Source organism: Cedecea neteri NBRC 105707 = ATCC 33855, from assembly GCF_001571265.1.
Taxonomy (GTDB): Bacteria; Pseudomonadota; Gammaproteobacteria; order Enterobacterales; family Enterobacteriaceae; genus Cedecea; species Cedecea neteri.
The window spans coordinates 1-22451 of record NZ_BCTL01000067.1 but is presented as its reverse complement, the minus strand read 5'-3'; the positions used below and the strand labels follow the sequence as shown (position 1 = coordinate 22451).

The following is a 22451-nucleotide window of genomic DNA, read 5'->3' as shown; positions in this document are numbered from 1 at the left end:
ACGGGGTAATGCTTGTTACTGGCCTGCTTCCTGTGGAAGCGGGGCGCATCATATCAAATGAAGCGCCGCTGTAAAGCATTCACTTTAGGAAAATGAATCGTTTGCCGCTTTTTTACGCTGAGCGCCGCAAAGCTAACCAATTCATTTTCCGGGTGATTAGAGAATAATCGTGCGGTTACCGTAAACGAAGACGCGCTGGGCCAGGACTTCGTAGAGCGCCCGGCTTAGCACATTCTTCTCTACGTCACGCCCGGCACGCATCATGTCATCGGCGGTGTAGGTGTGATCGACGTGAATGACGTCCTGCATGATAATTGGGCCTTCGTCCAGATTATCATTAACGTAATGCGCGGTAGCGCCGATAATCTTCACACCGCGTTCATACGCCTGATGATACGGACGTGCGCCGATAAACGCCGGCAGGAACGAGTGGTGGATGTTGATTATCTGGTTCGGGAAACGGGCGACAAACTCAGGCGTCAATACGCGCATGTATTTTGCCAGTACGACGTAGTCTGGTTTGTGTGCGTCGATGGCATCGGCCATTTGCATGTCGTGCTCTTCGCGCGTCATCCCTTCATGGCTAACTAACTGGAACGGAATATCAAAACGCTCCACTAAGGTACGCAGGGTTTCGTGATTGCCGATAACGGCCGCGATTTCCACGTCCAGACCACCATAGGTCGACTTCATCAGCAAATCGCCCAGACAGTGGGCTTCTTTGGTGACCAGAATAACAATGCGACGACGCCCGGCCGGCGTGAGTTCACGAATTGAGCCTTCCGGCAGCGCGCTGTCCAGGTCGGCCATTAGCGTGGTGTCGTTAAAAATGCCTTCGAGCTCGGTGCGCATAAAGAAGCGGCCGGTACGATGATCGACAAATTCGTTGTTCTGAACAATATTGAGTTCGTGTTTGTAGCAAATGTTAGTGATTCGCGCGATGAGACCCTTCTGATCGGGGCAGATTGTGCGGAGAATTTTACGTTGTAATGCCTGCATGAAGAGATAAATCCTGTTGAACGGTGTTTGCGAAACAATAATGCTGTTATGCAGTGAAGGCTATCATCCGCAGCATTTTTTATATTTTTTTCCTGAACCGCAAGGGCAGGGGTCATTACGACCGAACTGCGGGCGGAGGCCGTCGATATAGTACCATTGACCGCTTTCCCTGACGAAACGGGAACGTTCGATTATCGCACTTTGCTTGCCGTTCTCCTGAAAACGGGCAACAAAGCTAACAAATCCTTCGTTTGCATCTTTGCCTTCGGCTTCTTCATATATTGTCAGGCCGAGCCATTCCGTGTCGCCGAAGCCGCTGGATATTTCTGATTTTAACGACGGGCGGCGGCAGCGCTCATGCCAGCTCGAAACAAGATAATCCGCATCCTGCTTCACAAAAGCGGTGTAACGAGAGCGCATAAGCTGTGACGGGCGTTGCGGATGCTGGGCCGCGCTTAGGTAAGGCTCGCAACATAAGCTATACTCCAAACCGCTGCCACAGGGACAAAGTTGCAACATAATATCTCCAGGAAAAAATAAACGACGCCAATAATACGACGGCAGCACTTATGTTAACTGAGCGGTGGCGTTGGCGTCACGGAGTGATTACCGGGGAAGATTGACCGAGGCGTGATGAGACAGGTAAAGATCGGCCTGGCATTAGGGTCGGGTGCGGCCAAAGGATGGGCGCACATTGGCGTGATTAATGCGTTAAAAAAAGCAGGGATACAGATTGATATCGTGGCAGGGTGTTCCGTCGGCGCGCTGGTCGGTGCCGCCTATGCCAGCCAGCGGCTGCCGGTGATGGAACGGTGGGTGCGCTCTTTCAGCTACTGGGATGTTCTGCGCCTGATGGATCTCTCCTGGCGTCGCGGTGGGCTGCTTCGCGGTGAACGCGTGTTTAACAATATCCGTAAAATCATTCCAGAAACCGCTATCGAGGGCTGTGGCATGAGATTTGGTGCCGTGGCCACCAACCTGAGTACCGGGCGAGAATTGTGGTTTACCGACGGTGATCTGCACCAGGCTATTCGCGCCTCTTGCAGCATGCCGGGGTTGCTGTCGCCCGTTGCACACAACGGATACTGGCTGGTGGACGGCGCTATTGTGAATCCGGTGCCTATTTCGCTCACCCGTGCGCTGGGTGCGGATATCGTTATCGCGGTGGATTTGCAGCACGACGCACATCTGATGCAGCAAGATCTGTTGTCGGTAAACATGACGCCTGCCGGGGAGGAGTCTCCGGCGCAGTCCGCTTCCTGGCGAAGCCGGTTACGGGAGCGTTTGGGGAAAATGACCCACCGCCGGGCGAACGTCACGCCGACGGCGATGGAGATCATGACTACCTCGATTCAGGTCCTGGAAAACCGCCTCAAGCGTAACCGTATGGCCGGCGATCCCCCTGATATTCTTCTGCAGCCCTTTTGCCCACAGATTTCCACGCTCGACTTTCACCGCGCGTCGGAGGCCATTGCGGCGGGCAGTCTGGCGGTTGAGAAAAAAATGGATGAGCTACTGCCGCTGGTGCGTACTCATGGTTAGGTCAAGACTTATCGCGTTTCTGACAGGCGCTCGTTGCGATACCGTGCCACTATTGAAATATTGCCAGGCAGAGGAAAGCGCATGAGTTACCCGCTGGAAGGAAAGCAGATCCTCATTGTTGAAGACGAGCCCGTTTTCCGCTCTCTGCTGGACAGCTATTTGACCTCGCTTGGCGCAGGCACGCTGCTTGCGTGGGACGGGATGGATGCGCTTGAGAAACTGGGGCAATTTACACCGGATCTGCTGATTTGTGACCTGGCGATGCCAAGAATGAACGGGCTTGAGCTGGTAGAGCATATCCGCAATGAAGGTAATCAAACGCCTATTTTAGTGATTTCGGCGACGGAAAATATGTCCGATATCGCCCAGGCTTTACGGCTTGGGGTGCAGGACGTATTGCTAAAACCCATTAAAGATCTTAATCGATTAAAAGAGACAGTATTGTCCTGTATCTACCCCGCAATGTTTAATTCCCGGGTAGAAGAGGAGGAGCGGCTGTTTCAGGACTGGGATGCGTTGGCAAGGGATCCTCAGGCCGCATCGAAGCTGCTGCAAGAACTACAGCCGCCGGTCCAGCAGGTGATGTCGCGCTGTCGAATAAATTATCGCCAGTTAATTTCTGTCGACCAGCCCGGGTTGGTGCTCGATATTGCGCCACTTTCAGATAATGACCTGGCTTTTTATTGCCTCGATGTTACCCGCGCCGGGGATAACGGTGTATTAGCGGCGCTGTTACTCAGAGCATTATTCAATGGATTATTACAGGAACAACTTTCGCATCACGGGCAGCGTTTACCTGAACTGGGTAATTTACTTAAACAGGTCAATCAGCTATTGCGTCAGGCAAACCTGAATGGGCAATTTCCGCTCATCGTTGGTTATTATCACAGCGGATTAAAAAACCTCATCCTGGTCTCTGCCGGGCTTAATGCAACCTTAAATACCGGCGAGCACCAAATCCAGGTCAGCAACGGGGTGCCGCTGGGCACGCTGGGCAACGCTTACCTCAATCAAATCAGCCAGCGGTGCGAAGCCTGGCAATGCCAGGTGTGGGGCTCCGGCGGACGTTTACGTCTGATGTTGTCTGCGGAATAAACAACGGAACAACTGATTACATTTAGCTTTTTTCCTGGCACCCGGGCGGTGGTAATATCGCGATCAACCTAATCGTATTTGTCTTAAATTAGCCGCTGCCGAAGTAAACGGGGGGCGGTTTTTGTTTTTAAGCTGATATACTCAACCGCGTTTTTAAATTGACGACAAGTGTGAAACTTGAACAGTCCTGGAGGTTTTTTCAATGGCTGCCATTAATTCTAAAGTAAGAAAAGCTGTTATCCCGGTTGCGGGGTTGGGAACGCGTATGTTGCCGGCAACAAAGGCAATTCCAAAAGAGATGCTGCCGCTGGTTGATAAACCGCTGATTCAGTATGTCGTTAATGAATGTATCGCTGCCGGTATTACTGAGATTGTGCTGGTCACCCACTCTTCTAAGAACTCCATCGAGAACCACTTCGATACCAGTTTTGAACTGGAAGCCATGCTTGAGAAACGCGTTAAGCGTCAGCTTCTGGAAGAAGTTCAGTCTATTTGCCCGCCGCACGTCACCATCATGCAGGTGCGTCAGGGGCTGGCGAAAGGGTTGGGCCACGCCGTGATGTGCGCGCATCCTGTCGTCGGTGATGAGCCGGTAGCGGTGATCCTGCCGGACGTCATTCTGGACGAGTTCGAGTCCGATCTTTCTCAGGATAACCTGGCCGAAATGATCCGCCGCTTTGACGTGACCGGAAACAGCCAAATCATGGTTGAACCTGTTGCTGATGTCACCGCATATGGCGTGGTTGACTGCAAAGGTGTGGCACTTTCTGCAGGTGACAGCGTGCCGATGGTTGGGATTGTTGAGAAGCCTAAAGCTGACGTTGCGCCGTCAAACCTGGCCGTTGTCGGGCGTTATGTCCTGAGCGCGGACATCTGGCCGCTGCTGGCGAAAACCCCTCCAGGTGCCGGGGATGAAATTCAGCTCACCGACTCTATCGCTATGCTGATGGAAAAAGAGACCGTTGAAGCCTACCACATGAAAGGCGTGAGCCATGACTGCGGCAACAAACTGGGTTATATGCAAGCGTTTGTTGAGTACGGTATTCGTCATAACACGCTGGGTGCGGACTTTAAAACCTGGCTTGAAGCCACCGTTGGCGCGAAGAAATAAGTTAATTCAACGCAGGATGGTAAGATGAAAGTTACCGTATTTGGTATTGGCTACGTTGGCTTAGTTCAGGCCGCGGTGCTTGCCGATGTTGGGCACGACGTCATGTGTATCGACGTAGATGCCAAGAAAGTGGAAAACCTTAAAAAAGGCGAAATCCCTATTTTTGAGCCAGGCCTTGCGCCGTTGGTGAAGAAAAATTATGAAGAAGGGCGCCTGCAGTTCAGCACCAATGCTGAAGAGGGCGTCAACCACGGCGAAATGCACTATATCGCCGTGGGAACTCCGCCGGATGAAGACGGTTCCGCTGACCTGAAATATGTGACAGCCGTTGCGCGCACCATTGCGCAGTATATGGATTCACATAAAGTTGTCATCGACAAATCGACGGTTCCTGTTGGCACGGCAGACAAAGTGCGTGCGGTGATGGAAGAAACGCTGAAATCTCGCGGTCTGGACATCAATTTTGATGTGGTTTCTAACCCGGAGTTCCTGAAAGAAGGTGCCGCGGTTGCCGACTGTATGCGTCCTGAACGCATCGTCATCGGGACGGATAACGAAGAGGTAATTGACCTGCTCCGTGAATTGTACGAGCCGTTTAACCGAAATCACGACCGCATGATTCTGATGGATATCCGCAGCGCCGAGCTGACCAAATACGCGGCTAACTGCATGCTGGCGACCAAAATCAGCTTCATGAATGAAATTGCTAACCTGGCTGAACGACTGGGGGCTGACATCGAGAAAGTGCGAATGGGCATCGGCTCTGACTCTCGTATTGGCTACAGCTTCATCTATCCAGGCTGCGGCTACGGCGGTTCTTGTTTCCCGAAAGATGTTCAGGCGCTGATTCGCACCGCAGAGCAGATTGGCTACACGCCTAAAATTCTGCAGGCGGTCGAAGAGGTTAACTATGCTCAGAAGCAAAAGCTGCCTGAATTCGTGACTCGCCACTTTGGCCAGGATCTCAAAGGCAAAACTTTTGCGCTTTGGGGGCTGTCTTTCAAGCCAAACACAGACGATATGCGTGAAGCTTCCAGCCGTGTGCTTATCGAGGCGCTGTGGGAACGCGGCGCCCAGGTGCAGGCTTACGATCCGGAAGCCATGGATGAAACCCAGCGTATTTATGGTCACCGCAGTGATTTAAGGCTGATGGGGACCAAAGAAGCGGCCTTACAGGGCGCTGATGCGCTGGTGGTTTGTACCGAATGGCAGAGCTTCAAGGCACCGGATTTCGATCTAATGAAGAAGTCTCTGAAGCAGCCGGTTATCTTTGATGGCCGTAACCTTTATGACCCAGAAAGACTGAATAAGCGTGGTTTTGTTTATTACGCTATTGGTCGTGGTGCTTCCATTAATATTGTCTAAGAAACGCCCACCTTTTGTTATTTAACGTGGCCGGCACGACAGCGCTCCCAGAGTAGCCTGCTCGCTGCCGGTCACGATTTCCATCCTGGATTCCCCATAAACCTTTAAATCCTCACTACGGCTTTTCTACAGGCTATTTCTGCCCGTCATGAGCACGTTTTGCTGACCGCAATCGAACGTCCCTTATAATCCGCGTCAGGAGACAGGCTTATGCTCGTTATTTAACCGCCTGGCCGTAGTGTAAGCATAAAGGCTGTCTATCTGATTAATCGGCAAAGGGGGGAATATTCACGACTCAAGCGGTAGGAATATACTCAGGCGTGCTAAAGCGAGGTGAATCGGGTGGTGCTAAGCGGGCCGCTTGAAGGTGATAAAAGCCACGTAAGCCATGCTTAATAATCATCATGAATGAGATGTTTGGGCAGGAAAGCATTTCCTCAGGCTATGATTCAACGTTATGTAGTAATGTCTAATTTTTAGTTGATAACGCTTTCGGAGTATATCGACTCAGGAAAAGGATTATCTTAACGTCAGATAAATCAGTTTCTGGCTTAACCTGATGATTAGCGAGCGAAATTAACTGTACTAAAGGACAGGTATTGTATCTAAAGATATTAGCGATGGTGCATTAATAAAGAAACGTAAGCTGTTATATGATTGTTTTTCCGAACTGAGGGGGCATTAAAATGAAGTGTGCCACAAATAAAAAATCCCGCCGGAGCGGGATCTTAATAAGCAGCACTGTGAGGATTACAGCAGGAAGTCTTCCAGTTTCTTACCTTGCTCATCCATTGCTTTCTTGATAACTGCTGGGGTACGGCCCTGGCCAGTCCAGGTTTTAGTTTCGCCGTTTTCGTCGATGTACTGGTATTTAGCAGGGCGCGCAGCGCGTTTCGCTTTACCTGCAGATTTAACAGCAGCAATGCTGTTCAGCAGTTCGTTAGGATCAATGCCGTCAGCAATCAGCATTTCACGGTATTGCTGCAGTTTACGAGTGCGCTCTTCAACTTCAGCAGCCGCCGCGTTTTCTTCTTCACGACGTTCGTTAACGACAACTTCTAATTTCTCCAGCATCTCTTCCAGAGTTTCCAGGGTGCATTCTCTTGCCTGGGCACGAAGAGTACGGATGTTGTTCAGAATTTTAAGTGCTTCGCTCATTGTAGTAATCTCAAACTTATTATTGGGGGGGTGACGTTTGAGCTAATAATAGAGCGTTATATTAAGTTCTGCAATAGCCGTGAATGTAAGGAATTCAAAATTTGCTGATATATATGCGACGGTTTAAATACCGTTAACTTAATTTCTGGCTTCCAGGCCACGCGAAATGGCACTTTAAGACTCAAATTTTAGACAACAACCCTGGCATCAAAAGGGTTTGTTGTTGGCAGGGAAAGATAGAAATTTCGCATTAATCATCAAATATCATGCGAGCGTATTAATGTTTATGGGCGCTGCAGGCCGTTTACAATTTATAATAATTGAGCTGCTGAATAATTTCATCGGCAGGCGATAAACGTGCGGGAAGGCTTCTGCCGTGGCGGTTCCATATCTTCACGGATACATCTATTACCCGCTGTATAAGCGGGATTTATTAATATATCTGATGCAATTAACCCGGATGTTTAGCAAGGTAATCGGCAATCCACCGACGTCGTACAGTGTGGTACAATCCGCCGAAACATAATTTACACTTTTGATTCAGGCTACAGGTGCAATGGCTCAACTCTATTTTTACTACTCAGCAATGAATGCGGGAAAATCAACCGCGCTGCTTCAGTCCTCCTGGAATTACCAGGAACGAGGGATGCGCACGTTGGTGTATACAGCAGAGATAGATAATCGTTTTGGTGTGGGGAAAGTCAGCTCGCGTATTGGCCTATCTTCTCCTGCAAGGCTTTATAACTCGACAACGGACCTGTATGCCGACATTCGTGCAGAACAGCAATCTGCGCCCGTACACTGCGTGCTGGTGGATGAAAGTCAGTTCTTATCTAAAGAACAGGTTTATGCTTTATCTGACGTTGTCGATGAGCTTGATATCCCCGTTTTATGCTATGGCCTGCGTACGGATTTCCGCGGTGAGTTATTCAGCGGCAGCCAGTATCTTCTGGCGTTGTCAGATAAGCTGGTTGAGCTGAAAACGATTTGTTTTTGCGGGCGTAAAGCAAGCATGGTGCTTCGTCTCGATCAGGACGGGCGTCCATATAATGAAGGCGAGCAGGTGGTGATCGGCGGCAATGAACGTTACGTCTCGGTTTGCCGTAAGCATTATAAAGAAGCGTTAATTAAAGGCTCTCTGCAAGAGATGCAGGGCAGTTAATTTAAACGGGGCATAGTGCCTTGCCCCGGTATTAAACGTGCCGCAGCGGCCTGTACAATGCGTTCAGGCATAAAAAAACCCGCCAAAATGAGGCGGGTTTTGTGTTTTAAGCGCTAATGGTTAAGCGGTTTTCTTCGCTTTTTTATCAGCTTTTGCTGCAGGAGCGGCTTCTTTAGCCGCGGCACCTTCTACGAACTCACGGCCGTAGTAGGTATCCAGCAGAATCTGTTTCAGTTCAGAAATCAGCGGATAGCGTGGGTTAGCCCCGGTACACTGGTCATCAAACGCATCTTCAGACAGTTTGTCGACGTGTGCCAGGAAGTCTGCTTCCTGTACGCCAGCTTCACGGATGGACTTAGGAATGCCCAGTTCAGCCTTGATAGAATCCAGCCATGTCAGCAGTTTCTCGATCTTAGCCGCGGTGCGGTCGCCCGCTGCGGTCAGACCCAGATGGTCTGCGATTTCAGCGTAGCGGCGACGCGCCTGTGGGCGATCGTACTGGCTGAAAGCAGTCTGCTTGGTTGGGTTGTCATTCGCGTTATAGCGGATAACGTTGGAGATAAGCAGGGCGTTCGCCAGACCGTGAGGAATGTGGAACTGAGAACCCAGTTTGTGTGCCATGGAGTGACACACGCCCAGGAAGGCGTTTGCAAACGCGATACCGGCGATGGTCGCTGCGTTGTGAACGCGCTCGCGGGCAACCGGATTTTTAGAGCCTTCATTATAAGAAGCTGGCAGGTTTTCTTTCAGCAGTTTCAGCGCTTGCAGAGCCTGGCCGTCAGAGAATTCGCTTGCCAGGACGGAAACGTAAGCTTCCAGCGCGTGAGTTACCGCATCCAGACCGCCGAAGGCACAGAGCGACTTAGGCATATCCATCACCAGGTTGGCATCAACAATTGCCATATCTGGGGTCAGCGCGTAGTCAGCCAGCGGGTATTTCTGGCCGGTCGCATCGTCGGTAACAACTGCAAACGGTGTGACTTCAGAACCGGTACCGGACGTGGTGGTGACCGCAATCATCTTCGCTTTTACGCCCATTTTCGGGAACTTGTAGATACGTTTACGGATATCCATAAAGCGCAGCGCCAGTTCTTCGAAGTGGGTTTCTGGGTGCTCGTACATCACCCACATGATTTTGGCTGCGTCCATTGGGGAACCGCCGCCCAGCGCGATGATCACGTCTGGTTTGAAGGAGTTCGCCAGTTCAGCGCCTTTGCGAACCACGGTCAGGGTAGGGTCAGCTTCAACTTCGAAGAAGACTTCGGTTTCCACGCCAGACGCTTTCAGTACGGAGGTGATCTGGTCCGCATAGCCGTTGTTGAACAGGAAACGGTCGGTCACAATCAGCGCACGTTTGTGGCCATCAGTAATCACTTCATCCAGCGCAATTGGCAGGGAGCCACGGCGGAAGTAGATAGATTTCGGAAGTTTATGCCACAGCATGTTCTCAGCTCGCTTAGCAACGGTTTTCTTGTTGATCAGGTGCTTAGGACCCACGTTTTCGGAGATGGAGTTACCGCCCCATGAACCACAACCCAGCGTCAGAGATGGCGCCAGTTTGAAGTTATACAGGTCACCGATACCGCCCTGAGAAGCCGGAGTGTTAATCAGGATACGTGCGGTCTTCATTTTATCGCCGAAGAACTTAACGCGCTCAGGCTGGTTGTCCTGGTCAGTATAAAGGCAAGAGGTATGGCCAATGCCGCCCATCTCAACCAGTTTTTCCGCTTTAATCACGGCGTCTTCGAAGTTCTTGGCACGGTACATGGCCAGCGTCGGAGAAAGTTTTTCGTGAGCGAATGGTTCAGTCTCGTCCACAACGGACACTTCGCCGATGAGGATTTTGGTATCTGCTGGTACGGTGAAGCCTGCCAGTTCAGCAATTTTGGTGGCCGGCTGACCGACGATAGCGGCGTTCAGCGCGCCATTCTTCAGGATGATGTCCTGAACGGCTTTCAGCTCTTTACCCTGCAGCAGGTAGCCGCCGTGGGTAGCGAAACGTTCACGCACTGCGTTATAAGCAGAGTCAACAACGATGACGGACTGCTCGGAAGCACAGATAACGCCGTTATCGAAGGTTTTGGACATCAGAATAGAAGCCACAGCACGTTTGATGTCTGCGGTTTCGTCAACTACAACCGGGGTGTTACCGGCGCCAACACCGATAGCAGGTTTACCGGAGCTGTAAGCTGCTTTAACCATGCCTGGGCCACCGGTCGCCAGGATCATATTGATATCCGGGTGATGCATCAGGGCGTTAGACAGTTCTACAGACGGCTGGTCGATCCAACCGATCAGATCTTTTGGTGCACCGGCCGCGATGGCAGCTTGAAGCACGATATCAGCCGCTTTGTTGGTTGCATCTTTTGCACGTGGGTGCGGGGAGAAGATGATGGCGTTACGGGTTTTCAGGCTGATTAAAGATTTGAAGATAGCGGTAGACGTAGGGTTAGTGGTTGGTACGATACCGCAGATGATGCCGATAGGTTCAGCGATAGTGATGGTCCCGAAGGTATGATCTTCAGACAGCACACCACAGGTTTTCTCATCTTTATAAGCGTTATAGATATATTCGGAAGCGAAGTGGTTTTTAATCACTTTATCTTCGACGATACCCATACCGGATTCAGCGACGGCTAATTTAGCCAGGGGGATTCGAGCGTCGGCAGCGGCCAGGGCGGCAGCACGGAAAATCTTATCGACTTGCTCTTGAGTAAAGTTGGCATATTCACGCTGGGCTTTCTTTACGCGCTCAACGAGGGCGTTCAGTTCCGCGACATTAGTTACAGCCATAATGCTCTCCTGATAATGTTAAACTCTTTTAGTAAATAAGCTGCGCGAGTCGACAGTATAGTCAGCAGCCACAGAATGCGTGTTTAAGACGAAACGGCACCGTGCAAAATACCTGGATTCATGCGCTGATTTACTAAAAGAGCCTCATCTGAATAAGCTGTCTTAGTGGAAAAACCTGCTTTTCAGATGTGTCCAAGAGTACCCACTTCTGAGTAGGTTTTTCGTGATCCAAATCACAACTATTTCATGCTGACACCATTCAGCAGGCACTATCCAGGTGATTGATAAATCTTTAAAAATTTAGTCACAGCAACGTCGAAACAAAGTACCACAAATTCAACATTCGAGTAACAGTTCACCATTATGCTAAAATTACTTGCTGCAGACGTCGATTACGCGGGGAAATAGCGTAGCGGCGGGGATGTTTTTCCATTACATTACGCCTGCTTTTGCTTTGTTCATTTGCGGAGTTTTGCGTGGCTCAATCCTTTTTCGACCTGCCAACCTATATTAAGTTCTTTATCGGGATGTTTGCTCTGGTCAACCCGGTAGGGATCATTCCTGTATTTATTAGTATGACCAGCTACCAGAGTGCGGCGGCAAGAAATAAAACCAACCTTACGGCTAATCTGTCCGTTGCAATTATTCTCTGGACTTCACTCTTTTTGGGTGATGGCATTCTGCAAGTCTTTGGTATCTCTATAGACTCATTCCGTATTGCCGGCGGCATTTTGGTCGTCACCATTGCGATGTCGATGATAAGCGGCAAGCTGGGTGAGGATAAGCAGAATAAGCAAGAAAAATCTGAGAGCGCGATTCGAGAAAGCGTCGGCGTTGTACCGCTGGCTTTGCCATTGATGGCGGGGCCGGGGGCCATCAGCTCGACCATCGTTTGGGGCAGTCGCTACCATAACTGGGGCCACCTTCTGGGCTTCTCTCTCGCCATTGCGCTGTTTGCATTTTGTTGTTGGCTGCTATTCCGTATTGCGCCGTGGCTGGTACGCATGCTGGGGCAAACGGGGATCAACGTGATTACCCGTATTATGGGCCTGCTCCTAATGGCGCTCGGCATCGAGTTTATTGTCACCGGCGTCAGGGCCATCTTCCCAGGTCTGGCAAGTTAATTCCGCTGCCGCCTTCAAATGAAAAAGCAGAATCTCTATTCTGCTTTTTTTGTTTCAGTAGACGAAAATTTTACCGCCCGCTTTCCACTTGCTTGCAAAAGCAAATGCGAATCTTTCATAAGAAAATACTTTGGAAAACCGTGCATTAGCCGTTGACGTTGTAACAGTCTGTACAGAAAAGTGGCAATCGAAATGATATTTAGCTGCCGTTATGCAATCAGGCTTGCTGCGGGTTTATTGAGATGATATTAGTAATTCATGCCTTCCCGCAGAGGAATGTGCTAAAAAATAATCAATTGTTAATTTTTTGTGAGTGATGAAGCAGGCGATAAACCGACCTCTCTTCTAATGCAGTGATAATATACTAATCCCATGATTATAAAGATTATGATTGGGTTTTTATAAACATCCTTCGCGCATTGCACTCCCCACAATCTCTCCATAAAAGAGAAATGGTTAACAAATTTGCAAATTGTATTGGCGGGTATCTGAAGCTTTTGATACTTTCCGGGCAAAACAATTCGCTGAAAAATGTTTCTTTTCTAGATGAGAATGATTTCGCAGCGTAATCATGACCTGCGAAACAGCAAACAATGGCCGTCGACCACGCAATCGGCGGCAGAAAGAATCGACGTAATGAGGCTGCCAAATCGAGCGGCCCGAAAATAAAGTCGGTGATAGCGAAGTAGTAAGGAAAGCAGTATCCCGTACGGACGTTTAACGCTCCTGCGCTGTAAGGGACCCCTGAGGGGAAGAGGCCGACTTTCGGGTCGGTAATTATAATGAGTGGAGTACCAACACAATGACAAATATCACTAAAAAAAGCCTGATTGCAGCGGGCATTTTAACTGCGCTGATTGCTGGCAATGTCGCGATGGCGGCAGATGTTCCGGCGGGTGTGCAATTGGCAGAGAAACAAGATCTGGTTCGTAATAACGGCTCAGAACCTCAATCTCTTGATCCGCACAAAATCGAAGGTGTGCCAGAGTCTAATATCAGCCGCGATCTGTTCGAAGGGCTGCTGGTGAGCGACCTGCAGGGCCACCCATCTCCGGGCGTCGCAGAGTCTTGGGACAACAAAGATTTTAAAGTCTGGACCTTCCACCTGCGTAAAGACGCTAAATGGTCCAACGGCGAACCTGTCACCGCTCAGGACTTCGTGTACAGCTGGCAGCGCCTGGCTGACCCGAAAACCGCTTCTCCTTATTCAAGCTACCTGCAGTACGGCCACCTGACCAATATCGACGACATCATCGCCGGTAAGAAGCCGACCAGCGATCTGGGCGTGAAAGCCATCGATGACCACACTCTGGAAGTCACGCTGAGCGAGCCGGTGCCTTACTTCTACAAACTGCTGGTTCACCCATCCGTTTCTCCAGTGCCGAAAGCCACCGTTGAGAAATTTGGCGACAAGTGGACTCAGCCTGCCAACATCGTGACCAACGGTGCATACAAATTAAAAGATTGGGTGGTGAACGAGCGTATCGTTCTGGTGCGTAACACCAACTACTGGAATAACGCGAAAACCGTGATTAACCAGGTGACCTACCTGCCAATCTCTTCTGAAGTAACAGACGTAAACCGCTATCGCAGCGGTGAAATCGACATGACGTATAACAATCTGCCGATTGAGCTGTTCCAGAAACTGAAAAAAGAAATCCCAACTGAAGTTCACGCCGATCCGTACCTGTGTACTTATTACTACGAGATCAACAACCAGAAAGCGCCGTTTACCGATCCTCGCGTACGTGCTGCTCTGAAACTGGGTCTGGATCGCGACATCATCGTGAACAAAGTGAAAAACCAGGGCGACCTGCCGGCTTATGGTTACACTCCACCGTACACCGATGGCGCGAAACTGACGCCGCCAGAGTGGTTCACCTGGTCTCAGGATAAACGTAACGAAGAAGCTAAAAAACTGTTGGCCGAAGCGGGTTACACCAAAGACAAGCCGCTGACCTTCAACCTGCTGTACAACACCTCCGATCTGCACAAGAAGCTGGCTATCGCCGTGGCGTCTATCTGGCAGAAAAACCTTGGGGTGAACGTCAAGCTGGAGAACCAGGAGTGGAAAACCTTCCTGGATACCCGTCACCAGGGTACCTTCGACGTGGCGCGTGCAGGCTGGTGTGCGGACTATAACGAACCGACTTCCTTCCTGAACACCATGCTGTCCGACAGCTCTAACAACACCGCGCACTATAAGAGCCCGGCGTTCGATAAGATCATTGCCGACACGCTGAAAGTGACCGACGAAGCCCAGCGCACCGCGCTGTACGAGAAAGCTGAGCAGCAGTTGGATAAAGACTCAGCCATCGTCCCGGTTTACTACTACGTTAACGCCCGTTTGGTTAAGCCGTGGGTAGGTGGTTACACCGGTAAAGACCCGATGGATAATGTCTACGTAAGAGACTTGTACATTATCAAACATTAATGGCAATTCGTGGGGCAGGAGCCACCGGTTTCGGCCGGTGGATAAACTCTGCCCCATCGTGTCTTATTTACATCGCACTGCAAAGGCACAGGCCAGAAGGTACGGGCAATGTTGAAATTTATTCTACGTCGTTGTCTGGAAGCAATTCCGACACTCTTTATTCTTATTACTATTTCCTTCTTTATGATGCGTCTCGCACCGGGGAGTCCTTTTACCGGTGAACGTACGTTACCGCCAGAAGTTATGGCCAACATCGAAGCGAAATATCACCTTAACGATCCGATCACGACTCAGTACTTCAGCTACTTAAAACAGCTGGCGCACGGGGATTTTGGACCGTCATTTAAATACAAAGACTATTCGGTAAATGACCTGGTGGCGTCCAGCTTCCCGGTATCCGCAAAATTAGGCGCGGCTGCTTTCATCTTTGCCATTGTGCTGGGTGTGACGGCGGGCGTGATTGCGGCCCTGAATCAAAACACCAAATGGGATTACACGGTAATGGGCTTTGCCATGACGGGGGTGGTTATCCCCAGCTTTGTGGTGGCGCCATTGCTGGTACTGATATTCGCTATCACCCTTAAATGGCTGCCCGGTGGCGGCTGGAATGGGGGGGCGCCGAAGTACATGATACTGCCGATGATCGCCCTGTCTTTGGCGTACATCGCGAGCATCGCGCGTATTACCCGCGGCTCGATGATTGAAGTCCTGCACTCTAACTTTATCCGTACCGCGCGCGCTAAAGGCCTGCCGATGCGTCGTATTGTGCTGCGCCATGCCCTGAAACCTGCGCTGCTGCCGGTCCTGTCATACCTCGGACCCGCGTTTGTGGGGATCATCACGGGCTCTATGGTTATTGAAACAATTTATGGCTTGCCGGGCATCGGGCAGCTGTTTGTTAACGGGGCGCTGAACCGTGACTACTCACTGGTTCTCAGCCTGACCATTCTGGTCGGTGCGCTGACGATTCTGTTCAACGCGGTGGTTGACGTGCTGTATGCCGTTATCGACCCGAAAATCCGTTACTAAGCTGGAGTGGCCATAATGTTGACTAAGAAAAACAGCGAGGCGCTGGAAAACTTCAGTGAAAAACTGGAAGTTGAAGGCCGTAGCCTGTGGCAGGATGCGCGTCGCCGTTTTATTCATAACCGCGCGGCGATCACCAGCCTGTTTGTGCTGGTTCTGATTGCGCTGTTCGTGGCGTTTGCGCCAGTTCTGTCGCAGTTTACCTACTTTGATACCGACTGGGGCATGATGTCTGCGGCCCCTGACATGGTATCAGGTCACTACTTCGGGACCGATTCATCAGGCCGCGATCTGCTGGTGCGCGTCGCCATTGGCGGACGTATCTCCCTGATGGTAGGCGTGGCAGCTGCGCTGGTGGCGGTTGTTGTCGGGACGCTTTACGGCTGTCTGGCCGGTTATCTCGGCGGCAAAATCGACTCCGTGATGATGCGTTTGCTGGAGATCCTGAACTCCTTCCCGTTCATGTTCTTCGTTATTTTGCTGGTGACCTTCTTCGGGCAAAACATCCTGCTGATCTTTGTGGCTATCGGCATGGTGTCCTGGCTGGATATGGCACGTATTGTGCGCGGCCAGACCCTGAGCCTGAAACGCAAAGAGTTCATCGAAGCGGCACACGTGGGCGGCGTTTCTACGATTAACATCGTTCTGCGTCACATCGTGCCGAACGTGCTGGGCGTGGTGGTGGTCTACGCCTCACTGCTGGTACCGAGCATGATCCTGTTTGAATCTTTCCTGAGCTTCCTGGGCCTCGGCACGCAGGAGCCTCTGAGCAGCTGGGGCGCATTGCTGAGCGATGGTGCGAACTCCATGGAGGTATCACCGTGGCTTCTGCTGTTCCCGGCAGGTTTCCTGGTGATTACGCTGTTCTGTTTTAACTTTATCGGCGATGGCCTGCGTGATGCCCTCGACCCGAAAGATCGTTAAGGAGTCGCTCCATGAGTACGATTGAAACCTCTCCGGTGGCCGCTCCACTGAACAAATCTGAGGTCCTGCTGGACGTAAAAGACCTGCGTGTGACCTTTGGCACGCCCGACGGTGACGTCACGGCAGTAAATGACCTTAACTTTAGCCTTCGTGCCGGTGAAACCCTCGGCATTGTCGGCGAGTCCGGCTCGGGCAAATCCCAAACGGCCTTTGCGCTGATGGGCCTGCTGGCGGCCAATGGCCGTATCGGTGGATCTGCGAAATTCAACGGCAAAGAGATCCTGAACCTACCGGAGTCGCAGCTTAACCGCCTGCGCGCCGAGCAAATCTCGATGATTTTCCAGGATCCTATGACCTCGCTGAACCCGTACATGCGTGTGGGCGATCAGCTGATGGAAGTGTTGATGCTGCACAAAAAACTCGGTAAAGCGGAAGCGTTTGAAGAGTCTGTGCGGATGCTGGATGCGGTAAAAATGCCGGAAGCGCGTAAGCGTATGCGCATGTTCCCGCACGAATTTTCCGGCGGGATGCGCCAGCGCGTGATGATTGCGATGGCGCTGCTGTGCCGGCCAAAACTGCTGATTGCTGATGAACCTACCACCGCGCTGGACGTGACCGTTCAGGCGCAGATCATGACGCTGCTGAACGAGCTGAAGCGCGAGTTCAACACGGCGATCATCATGATCACCCACGACCTGGGCGTAGTGGCCGGTATCTGCGACAAAGTGCTGGTGATGTATGCCGGGCGTACGATGGAATACGGCAACGCGCGTGACGTGTTCTACAAGCCGGTTCATCCTTACTCCATCGGCCTGCTGAACGCGGTACCGCGTCTGGATGCTGAAGGTGAATCTCTGCTGACCATTCCTGGCAACCCGCCGAACCTGCTGCGCTTGCCGCAGGGGTGCCCGTTCCAGCCTCGCTGCCAGTTTGCGATGGAAGCGTGTAATAGTGCTCCGCCACTGGAGCAGTTTGGTGATGGCCGCCTGCGTGCCTGCTTTAGACCGGTGGAGGAATTAGCATGAGCACCGTTGCAGAAGAGAGAAAAGTTCTGTTAGAAATCGCTGACCTGAAAGTGCACTTTGACATCAAAGACGGTAAGCAATGGTTCTGGCAGCCTTCAAAAACCCTTAAAGCCGTTGATGGCGTGACGCTGCGTTTGTACGAAGGGGAAACCCTTGGCGTGGTGGGCGAGTCCGGCTGTGGTAAATCGACCTTTGCCCGCGCCATTATTGGTCTGGTAAAAGCGACCGATGGCCGCGTAGCCTGGCTGGGTAAAGATCTGCTGGGCATGAAGCCGGAAGAGTGGCGTGACGTGCGTAGCGATATTCAGATGATCTTCCAGGATCCGCTGGCTTCGCTGAACCCGCGCATGAACATCGGCGATATCATCGCCGAGCCGCTGCTGACCTATCATCCAAAAATGCCGAAGCAGGAAGTGCGCGACCGCGTGAAGGCGATGATGATGAAAGTCGGCCTGCTGCCCAACCTTGTCAACCGCTACCCGCATGAGTTCTCCGGCGGCCAGTGCCAGCGTATCGGTATCGCTCGTGCGCTGATTCTTGAGCCAAAACTCATCATCTGTGATGAGCCGGTCTCCGCGCTGGACGTGTCGATTCAGGCGCAGGTCGTTAACCTGCTGCAGAAACTGCAGCGCGAAATGGGGCTGTCGTTAATCTTCATCGCCCACGATCTCGCGGTCGTTAAGCACATTTCCGATCGCGTGCTGGTCATGTATCTGGGCCATGCGGTTGAATTGGGTACCTACGATGAGGTTTACCACAACCCGCTGCATCCTTATACCAAGGCGCTGATGTCGGCGGTGCCGATCCCCGACCCGGACCTGGAAAAGAATAAAACTATCCAGCTGCTGGAAGGGGAGCTTCCGTCTCCAATCAACCCGCCATCTGGCTGCGTGTTCCGTACCCGCTGCCCGATTGCCGGCCCGGAATGCGCAAAAACGCGGCCGGTGCTGGAAGGCAGTTTCCGCCATGCGGTTTCCTGTCTGAAGGTTGACCCGCTATAATCTCGCCTGGGGCCAGCACCGCGCTGGCCCTTTCTTTTTGCGAGGATTACCGTGGCAGGGAACATTTCATCACTTCGTGTGCTGCTTTACCGCTTTCTGTTTGATCAAAATACCCTTTCAGGGCGTCGTTTCGAGGCGTTTTGCGGCCTGCTGGCGCTGCTCAGCGTTGCGGTTGTTTTTACCGAATCAAGCGTCGGGAGCGATCCCCGGCTAACCTACGGCGAATGGCAGCTGTTTATCTGGCTGGAAATCATCTTTACGCTGCTGTTCACCTGCGAATATCTGCTGCGCGTGCTCACCTGGCCACAGCCCATCCGCTACGTGTTTAGCTTCTGGGGCATTATTGACCTGGCAACCATGCTGCCGCTGTATGTGCTGTGGCTGTGGCCAGAATTTGCTATTCACTACTATTTTGCCTGGCGAGCGATGCGCGCCATCCGCGTGCTCCGCATTCTCAAACTCTTGCGCTACATGCCCGCGCTAAAAAGCCTGTGGCGCAGCCTGATTAACGCCAGCAATCAGCTGATCCTGTTCTACTCGTTTATTGCCATTGTGATGGTTGCAGCGGGTGCGCTGATGTACGGCATAGAAGGGAAGGCCAACGGTTTCACCAGCCTGGGCGTCGCGGTCTACTGGGCCGTTGTAACGGTGACAACGGTCGGCTATGGCGACATTGTGCCGCACACCGCGCTGGGCCGCTTCGTTGCTTCGCTGCTGATTCTGATTGGTTATTCGGTGATAGCCATCCCGACAGGGATTTTAACGGCGCAGATGTCGCAGGATCTGCAAAGAAGGCGGTCGGTGAGGGAGTGTACGCGCTGTCATCAGCAGGATCATGCCAGCAATGCACATTACTGCAAAACTTGCGGGGAGCATCTTCCGCCCAATGAGAAGTAACAGCGCGGCCTGACGGCCGCGCAGGGATGATTACTCACGCCACAGGATGTGGCAAAGCTTATGGTCTTTCTCACGGCACAGCAGGACGCGAGCAAAGATATCGTTCAGCTCGCCGCCGTCGGTATCCGCCAGCCCGATGACTACTTCGGCGAAGAAGTCAGGGTTCAGGTCGAAATCGACGTGCTCCTGCCAGTCTTCGGCCGGGTCAAACAGCTCCGCACCGCCGCGTTCCTCGAACTGCAGATTGAACAGAATAATGTCGGCAGGATCGAGGTTATCACCCGCCAGCTCGAGAAAAATATCGTACGCCTGTTCTAAAGTCTCGTCTTCGGTCAGGCGGTTATTCAGATCCATTTCCATCTCTACATCCACTTATCGAGTGCTGATGCGCCACGTTTTACAGCAACGGGCTAAAGAAGTAAAACAGTCGCTCGGCCATTCGCTGCCAGAGCGGGCGTTTTAGCCACAAATGTGCGTCCAGCAGCCGTGAGCGGGAGATATAGTCGTCCTGCACTGCCGCCAAATCACCGGCAAAACCTTCATCATCAATGACCAGCGTAATTTCGAAATTCAGCCACAGGCTGCGCATGTCCAGGTTAACCGTGCCGACCAGGCTTAGCTGGCCGTCGACCAGCACGCTCTTGGTGTGCAGCAGGCCGCCTTCAAACTGATAAATCTTCACGCCTGCGGCAAGCAGCTCGGTAAAGAAGGCGCGGCTTGCCCAACCGACCAGCAGAGAATCGTTTTTACGCGGAACGATAATGCTGACGTCCACCCCTCGCTGCGCTGCGGTGCAAATCGCATGCAGAAGGTCATCGCTCGGCACGAAGTATGGAGTCGTCATGATCAGGTATTCACGCGCGGCATAAACGGAGGTCAGCAGCGCCTGATGAATCAAATCTTCCGGGAAACCAGGCCCTGAAGCGATAGTGTGGATTGTGTGGCCGCTGGCTTCTTCAAACGGCATAATGTTTTCATCCGGCGGCGGAGGGAGAATCCGTTTCCCGGTCTCTATCTCCCAGTCGCAGGAGTAAACGATGCCCATTGCTGTGGCGACCGGGCCTTCCATACGCGCCATCAAATCGACCCACTGACCGACGTTGGCATCCTGCTTGAAGAAACGAGGATCGACCATGTTCATGCTGCCGGTATAGGCAATATAGTTATCGATCATCACCATCTTGCGGTGCTGGCGCAGGTCCATACGACGCAGGAAAACACGCATCAGGTTAACTTTCAGCGCTTCGACCACCTCAACACCCGCGTTACGCATCATATTGGCCCACGGGCTGCGGAAGAAGGCGACGCTGCCCGCGGAGTCGAGCATCAAGCGGCAATGAATACCGCGCCGTGCTGCAGCCATCAATGATTCTGCCACCTGATCGGCCATGCCGCCGGGTTGCCAGATATAGAACACCATCTCAATGTTATGGCGCGCCAGTTGGATATCGCGGATCAGCGCCTGCATGGTGTCATCTGAACTGGTTAACAGCTGAAGTTGATTCCCCTTCACGCCGGCAATGCCCTGGCGGCGCTCGCAAAGCTGGAACAGTGAACTGGCGACCTCGCTGGTTTCTGAGGCAAAGATATGCTTGCAGTTCTTCAGGTCCTTGAGCCACTTAGCGGTAGAAGGCCACATGGCGCGGGCGCGTTCTGCCCGGCGTTTGCCGAGGTGCAGTTCTCCTACGGAGAGATAGGCAATAATCCCGACCAGCGGCAGAATATAGATGATCAACAGCCACGCCATTGCCGAAGGGACGGCGCGGCGTTTCATCAATATACGCAGCGTAACGCCGGCGATAAGCAGCCAGTAGCCGAGAATGACCAGCCAGCTCACCACGGTATAGAAGGTTGTCATGCCTTAAAAATCCTTTTGAAACCGAAGAGTTGAGAGTGTACGCAGAACTTTCATTGCTTAATACTAAAAGTATACGCAAAACGGATGGTTTGCCCGGCAGAAGGTTCTATAATGACGCGTCTTTTTTGGAAAATTGAGTCGTAGACATGAGACGTAGCAGAACGGAAGTTGGGCGTTGGCGTATGCAGCGTCAAACGCAAAAGCGCAGGGCGCGTTGGCTGGAAAGCCAGTCACGGCGCAATATGCGCATTCATGCCATTCGTAAATGCCTGGTCAACCAGCAGCGCAACGCTTTGCTGTTTGCCATCCACGATCGCTGGGCATAATGTTCGGGCACCGCATGCGGTGCCCATAAAATTTTCGGGAAATAAAGCTTCCCTTTACCCTGAAATTATATTTCCGAATAGCGGAAATTTGTTTTTAAAATGATCGTGATCATCATCCATGTAAAAATTAACGCCATAATCCTCGCGAATTTTCATTTGTCGCCATGGTGCCAAAATCAGTGATTAGTGATTTAATAAAAAAGGATTTTTCTTACGCCAGGAAAATAAACTTCCTGTTTGTTATTATTATCTCTGTATTGGTCGTTTTTAGCACTATCATTGCCTGCGTAAGTTATAATCAGCTGAAAGTCACATTAAATGAAGAGAATGAGGGTTTTGTTCATAATATCGCGGCTTTATTTATCAAGCAGCAGCTAAAAATTTTAGAGAATGCGCTATGGCAAAATACTATTTTGCTGGATAACGATTGTGTTGAGGCCCTGGTCAAGTCCGAAGATGAAGAGCTGGAGAAAAAACTCACCGCGTCAATCTCAATGCTGCCTGCTATTTCAGGCTATGTCATTGCTACGCGTGATGGTCGATATGTGGGGGGGGAATCATTTCTGCACTGATCGGAGTCGGCTTCAAATAAGAGGAAAGCTTTAATTGGT

At 51.6% G+C, this 22451-nt stretch carries 20 protein-coding genes; 14 read left to right on the top strand and 6 right to left on the bottom strand.

The genetic code is table 11. The features are described from left to right. Positions 1-156: 156 nt before the first annotated feature. Complete coding sequence (gene purU, locus CNE01S_RS22020) at positions 157-999, bottom strand: formyltetrahydrofolate deformylase (RefSeq protein WP_061278561.1); 843 nt, start codon at positions 997-999, stop codon at positions 157-159. 63 nt (positions 1000-1062) lie between these two features. After that, entirely contained in the window at positions 1063-1518 is a 456-nt protein-coding gene (locus CNE01S_RS22015) for a YchJ family protein (protein ID WP_061278559.1), read from the bottom strand. A gap of 114 nt (positions 1519-1632) precedes the next feature. Between CNE01S_RS22015 and rssA the strand changes: the two genes are divergently transcribed. The 4 genes from rssA to CNE01S_RS21995 all read left to right on the top strand — a co-directional run bounded on the left by rssA (position 1633) and on the right by CNE01S_RS21995 (position 6112). Further along, positions 1633-2541 carry a patatin-like phospholipase RssA gene (gene rssA, locus CNE01S_RS22010; protein WP_061278557.1) on the top strand — a complete coding sequence of 303 codons (909 nt, stop codon included), beginning with the start codon at positions 1633-1635 and terminating at the stop codon, positions 2539-2541. Between the two features lie 81 nt (positions 2542-2622). Then, positions 2623-3636, top strand: a complete 1014-nt coding sequence (rssB, locus tag CNE01S_RS22005) for a two-component system response regulator RssB (RefSeq protein ID WP_061278555.1) — start codon at positions 2623-2625, stop codon at positions 3634-3636. 202 nt (positions 3637-3838) lie between these two features. Then, positions 3839-4747, top strand: coding sequence for a UTP--glucose-1-phosphate uridylyltransferase GalU (gene galU / locus CNE01S_RS22000; RefSeq protein WP_061278553.1), 909 nt, complete (start codon positions 3839-3841; stop codon positions 4745-4747). A 24-nt stretch (positions 4748-4771) separates the two neighbouring features. Then, positions 4772-6112 carry a UDP-glucose dehydrogenase family protein gene (locus tag CNE01S_RS21995; RefSeq protein WP_061278551.1) on the top strand — a complete coding sequence of 447 codons (1341 nt, stop codon included), beginning with the start codon at positions 4772-4774 and terminating at the stop codon, positions 6110-6112. A 750-nt stretch (positions 6113-6862) separates the two neighbouring features. Here the strand turns inward: CNE01S_RS21995 and hns are convergent. Beyond that, the gene (gene hns / locus CNE01S_RS21990; protein ID WP_008454242.1) at positions 6863-7270 is read right to left on the bottom strand and encodes a histone-like nucleoid-structuring protein H-NS; all 408 of its coding nucleotides are present in this window, start codon (positions 7268-7270) and stop codon (positions 6863-6865) included. 556 nt (positions 7271-7826) lie between these two features. Here hns and tdk point away from each other — a divergent pair. Further along, positions 7827-8432 carry a thymidine kinase gene (tdk, locus tag CNE01S_RS21985; RefSeq protein ID WP_039294155.1) on the top strand — a complete coding sequence of 202 codons (606 nt, stop codon included), beginning with the start codon at positions 7827-7829 and terminating at the stop codon, positions 8430-8432. A gap of 120 nt (positions 8433-8552) precedes the next feature. Here the strand turns inward: tdk and adhE are convergent, their stop codons facing one another. Beyond that, complete coding sequence (gene adhE, locus CNE01S_RS21980) at positions 8553-11225, bottom strand: bifunctional acetaldehyde-CoA/alcohol dehydrogenase (protein ID WP_061278549.1); 2673 nt, start codon at positions 11223-11225, stop codon at positions 8553-8555. A 476-nt stretch (positions 11226-11701) separates the two neighbouring features. Here adhE and CNE01S_RS21975 point away from each other — a divergent pair, with 476 nt between their 5' ends. The 7 genes from CNE01S_RS21975 (at position 11702) to CNE01S_RS21945 (ending at position 19656) form a co-directional block, all read left to right on the top strand. Next, positions 11702-12349 carry a YchE family NAAT transporter gene (locus CNE01S_RS21975; protein ID WP_061278547.1) on the top strand — a complete coding sequence of 216 codons (648 nt, stop codon included), beginning with the start codon at positions 11702-11704 and terminating at the stop codon, positions 12347-12349. Between the two features lie 802 nt (positions 12350-13151). Beyond that, on the top strand, positions 13152-14783 hold the full coding sequence (gene oppA, locus CNE01S_RS21970) for an oligopeptide ABC transporter substrate-binding protein OppA (RefSeq protein WP_008454249.1): 1632 nt from the start codon (positions 13152-13154) through the stop codon (positions 14781-14783). Positions 14784-14891: 108 nt separating this feature from the next. Further along, positions 14892-15812: an oligopeptide ABC transporter permease OppB gene (oppB, locus tag CNE01S_RS21965; protein WP_061278545.1), complete on the top strand. Its 921-nt coding sequence runs from the start codon at positions 14892-14894 to the stop codon at positions 15810-15812. Between the two features lie 12 nt (positions 15813-15824). Further along, complete coding sequence (gene oppC / locus CNE01S_RS21960; RefSeq protein WP_061278563.1) at positions 15825-16733, top strand: oligopeptide ABC transporter permease OppC; 909 nt, start codon at positions 15825-15827, stop codon at positions 16731-16733. A gap of 11 nt (positions 16734-16744) precedes the next feature. Further along, positions 16745-17758, top strand: coding sequence for an ABC transporter ATP-binding protein (locus CNE01S_RS21955; RefSeq protein ID WP_039303721.1), 1014 nt, complete (start codon positions 16745-16747; stop codon positions 17756-17758). Beyond that, the gene (gene oppF, locus CNE01S_RS21950) at positions 17755-18759 is read left to right on the top strand and encodes a murein tripeptide/oligopeptide ABC transporter ATP binding protein OppF (RefSeq protein WP_039294149.1); all 1005 of its coding nucleotides are present in this window, start codon (positions 17755-17757) and stop codon (positions 18757-18759) included. The genes CNE01S_RS21955 and oppF overlap by 4 nt, the downstream gene beginning before the upstream one ends. Positions 18760-18810: 51 nt before the next feature. Beyond that, entirely contained in the window at positions 18811-19656 is an 846-nt protein-coding gene (locus CNE01S_RS21945) for an ion transporter (protein WP_061278543.1), read from the top strand. Positions 19657-19686: 30 nt separating this feature from the next. Here CNE01S_RS21945 and CNE01S_RS21940 read toward each other — a convergent pair whose 3' ends face one another. Both CNE01S_RS21940 and cls read right to left on the bottom strand, forming a co-directional pair. Next, entirely contained in the window at positions 19687-20016 is a 330-nt protein-coding gene (locus tag CNE01S_RS21940) for an HI1450 family dsDNA-mimic protein (protein ID WP_008454257.1), read from the bottom strand. Positions 20017-20053: 37 nt separating this feature from the next. After that, positions 20054-21514, bottom strand: coding sequence for a cardiolipin synthase (cls, locus tag CNE01S_RS21935; RefSeq protein WP_061278541.1), 1461 nt, complete (start codon positions 21512-21514; stop codon positions 20054-20056). A 146-nt stretch (positions 21515-21660) separates the two neighbouring features. Here cls and CNE01S_RS21930 point away from each other — a divergent pair, with 146 nt between their 5' ends. Further along, positions 21661-21840, top strand: a complete 180-nt coding sequence (locus CNE01S_RS21930; RefSeq protein WP_061278539.1) for a YciY family protein — start codon at positions 21661-21663, stop codon at positions 21838-21840. A gap of 179 nt (positions 21841-22019) precedes the next feature. Next, positions 22020-22412: a hypothetical protein gene (locus tag CNE01S_RS21925; protein ID WP_061278537.1), complete on the top strand. Its 393-nt coding sequence runs from the start codon at positions 22020-22022 to the stop codon at positions 22410-22412. Positions 22413-22451: the final 39 nt, after the last annotated feature.

What these genes read in the sequence shown, in the direction of transcription:
- purU (WP_061278561.1), bottom strand. Translation starts at nt 999, where the DNA reads ATGCAGGCATTACAACGTAAAATTCTCCGCACAATCTGCCCCGATCAG.
- CNE01S_RS22015 (WP_061278559.1), bottom strand. Translation starts at nt 1,518, where the DNA reads ATGTTGCAACTTTGTCCCTGTGGCAGCGGTTTGGAGTATAGCTTATGT.
- rssA (WP_061278557.1), top strand. Translation starts at nt 1,633, where the DNA reads ATGAGACAGGTAAAGATCGGCCTGGCATTAGGGTCGGGTGCGGCCAAA.
- rssB (WP_061278555.1), top strand. Translation starts at nt 2,623, where the DNA reads ATGAGTTACCCGCTGGAAGGAAAGCAGATCCTCATTGTTGAAGACGAG.
- galU (WP_061278553.1), top strand. Translation starts at nt 3,839, where the DNA reads ATGGCTGCCATTAATTCTAAAGTAAGAAAAGCTGTTATCCCGGTTGCG.
- CNE01S_RS21995 (WP_061278551.1), top strand. Translation starts at nt 4,772, where the DNA reads ATGAAAGTTACCGTATTTGGTATTGGCTACGTTGGCTTAGTTCAGGCC.
- hns (WP_008454242.1), bottom strand. Translation starts at nt 7,270, where the DNA reads ATGAGCGAAGCACTTAAAATTCTGAACAACATCCGTACTCTTCGTGCC.
- tdk (WP_039294155.1), top strand. Translation starts at nt 7,827, where the DNA reads ATGGCTCAACTCTATTTTTACTACTCAGCAATGAATGCGGGAAAATCA.
- adhE (WP_061278549.1), bottom strand. Translation starts at nt 11,225, where the DNA reads ATGGCTGTAACTAATGTCGCGGAACTGAACGCCCTCGTTGAGCGCGTA.
- oppA (WP_008454249.1), top strand. Translation starts at nt 13,152, where the DNA reads ATGACAAATATCACTAAAAAAAGCCTGATTGCAGCGGGCATTTTAACT.
- oppB (WP_061278545.1), top strand. Translation starts at nt 14,892, where the DNA reads ATGTTGAAATTTATTCTACGTCGTTGTCTGGAAGCAATTCCGACACTC.
- CNE01S_RS21955 (WP_039303721.1), top strand. Translation starts at nt 16,745, where the DNA reads ATGAGTACGATTGAAACCTCTCCGGTGGCCGCTCCACTGAACAAATCT.
- oppF (WP_039294149.1), top strand. Translation starts at nt 17,755, where the DNA reads ATGAGCACCGTTGCAGAAGAGAGAAAAGTTCTGTTAGAAATCGCTGAC.
- CNE01S_RS21940 (WP_008454257.1), bottom strand. Translation starts at nt 20,016, where the DNA reads ATGGAAATGGATCTGAATAACCGCCTGACCGAAGACGAGACTTTAGAA.
- cls (WP_061278541.1), bottom strand. Translation starts at nt 21,514, where the DNA reads ATGACAACCTTCTATACCGTGGTGAGCTGGCTGGTCATTCTCGGCTAC.
- CNE01S_RS21930 (WP_061278539.1), top strand. Translation starts at nt 21,661, where the DNA reads ATGAGACGTAGCAGAACGGAAGTTGGGCGTTGGCGTATGCAGCGTCAA.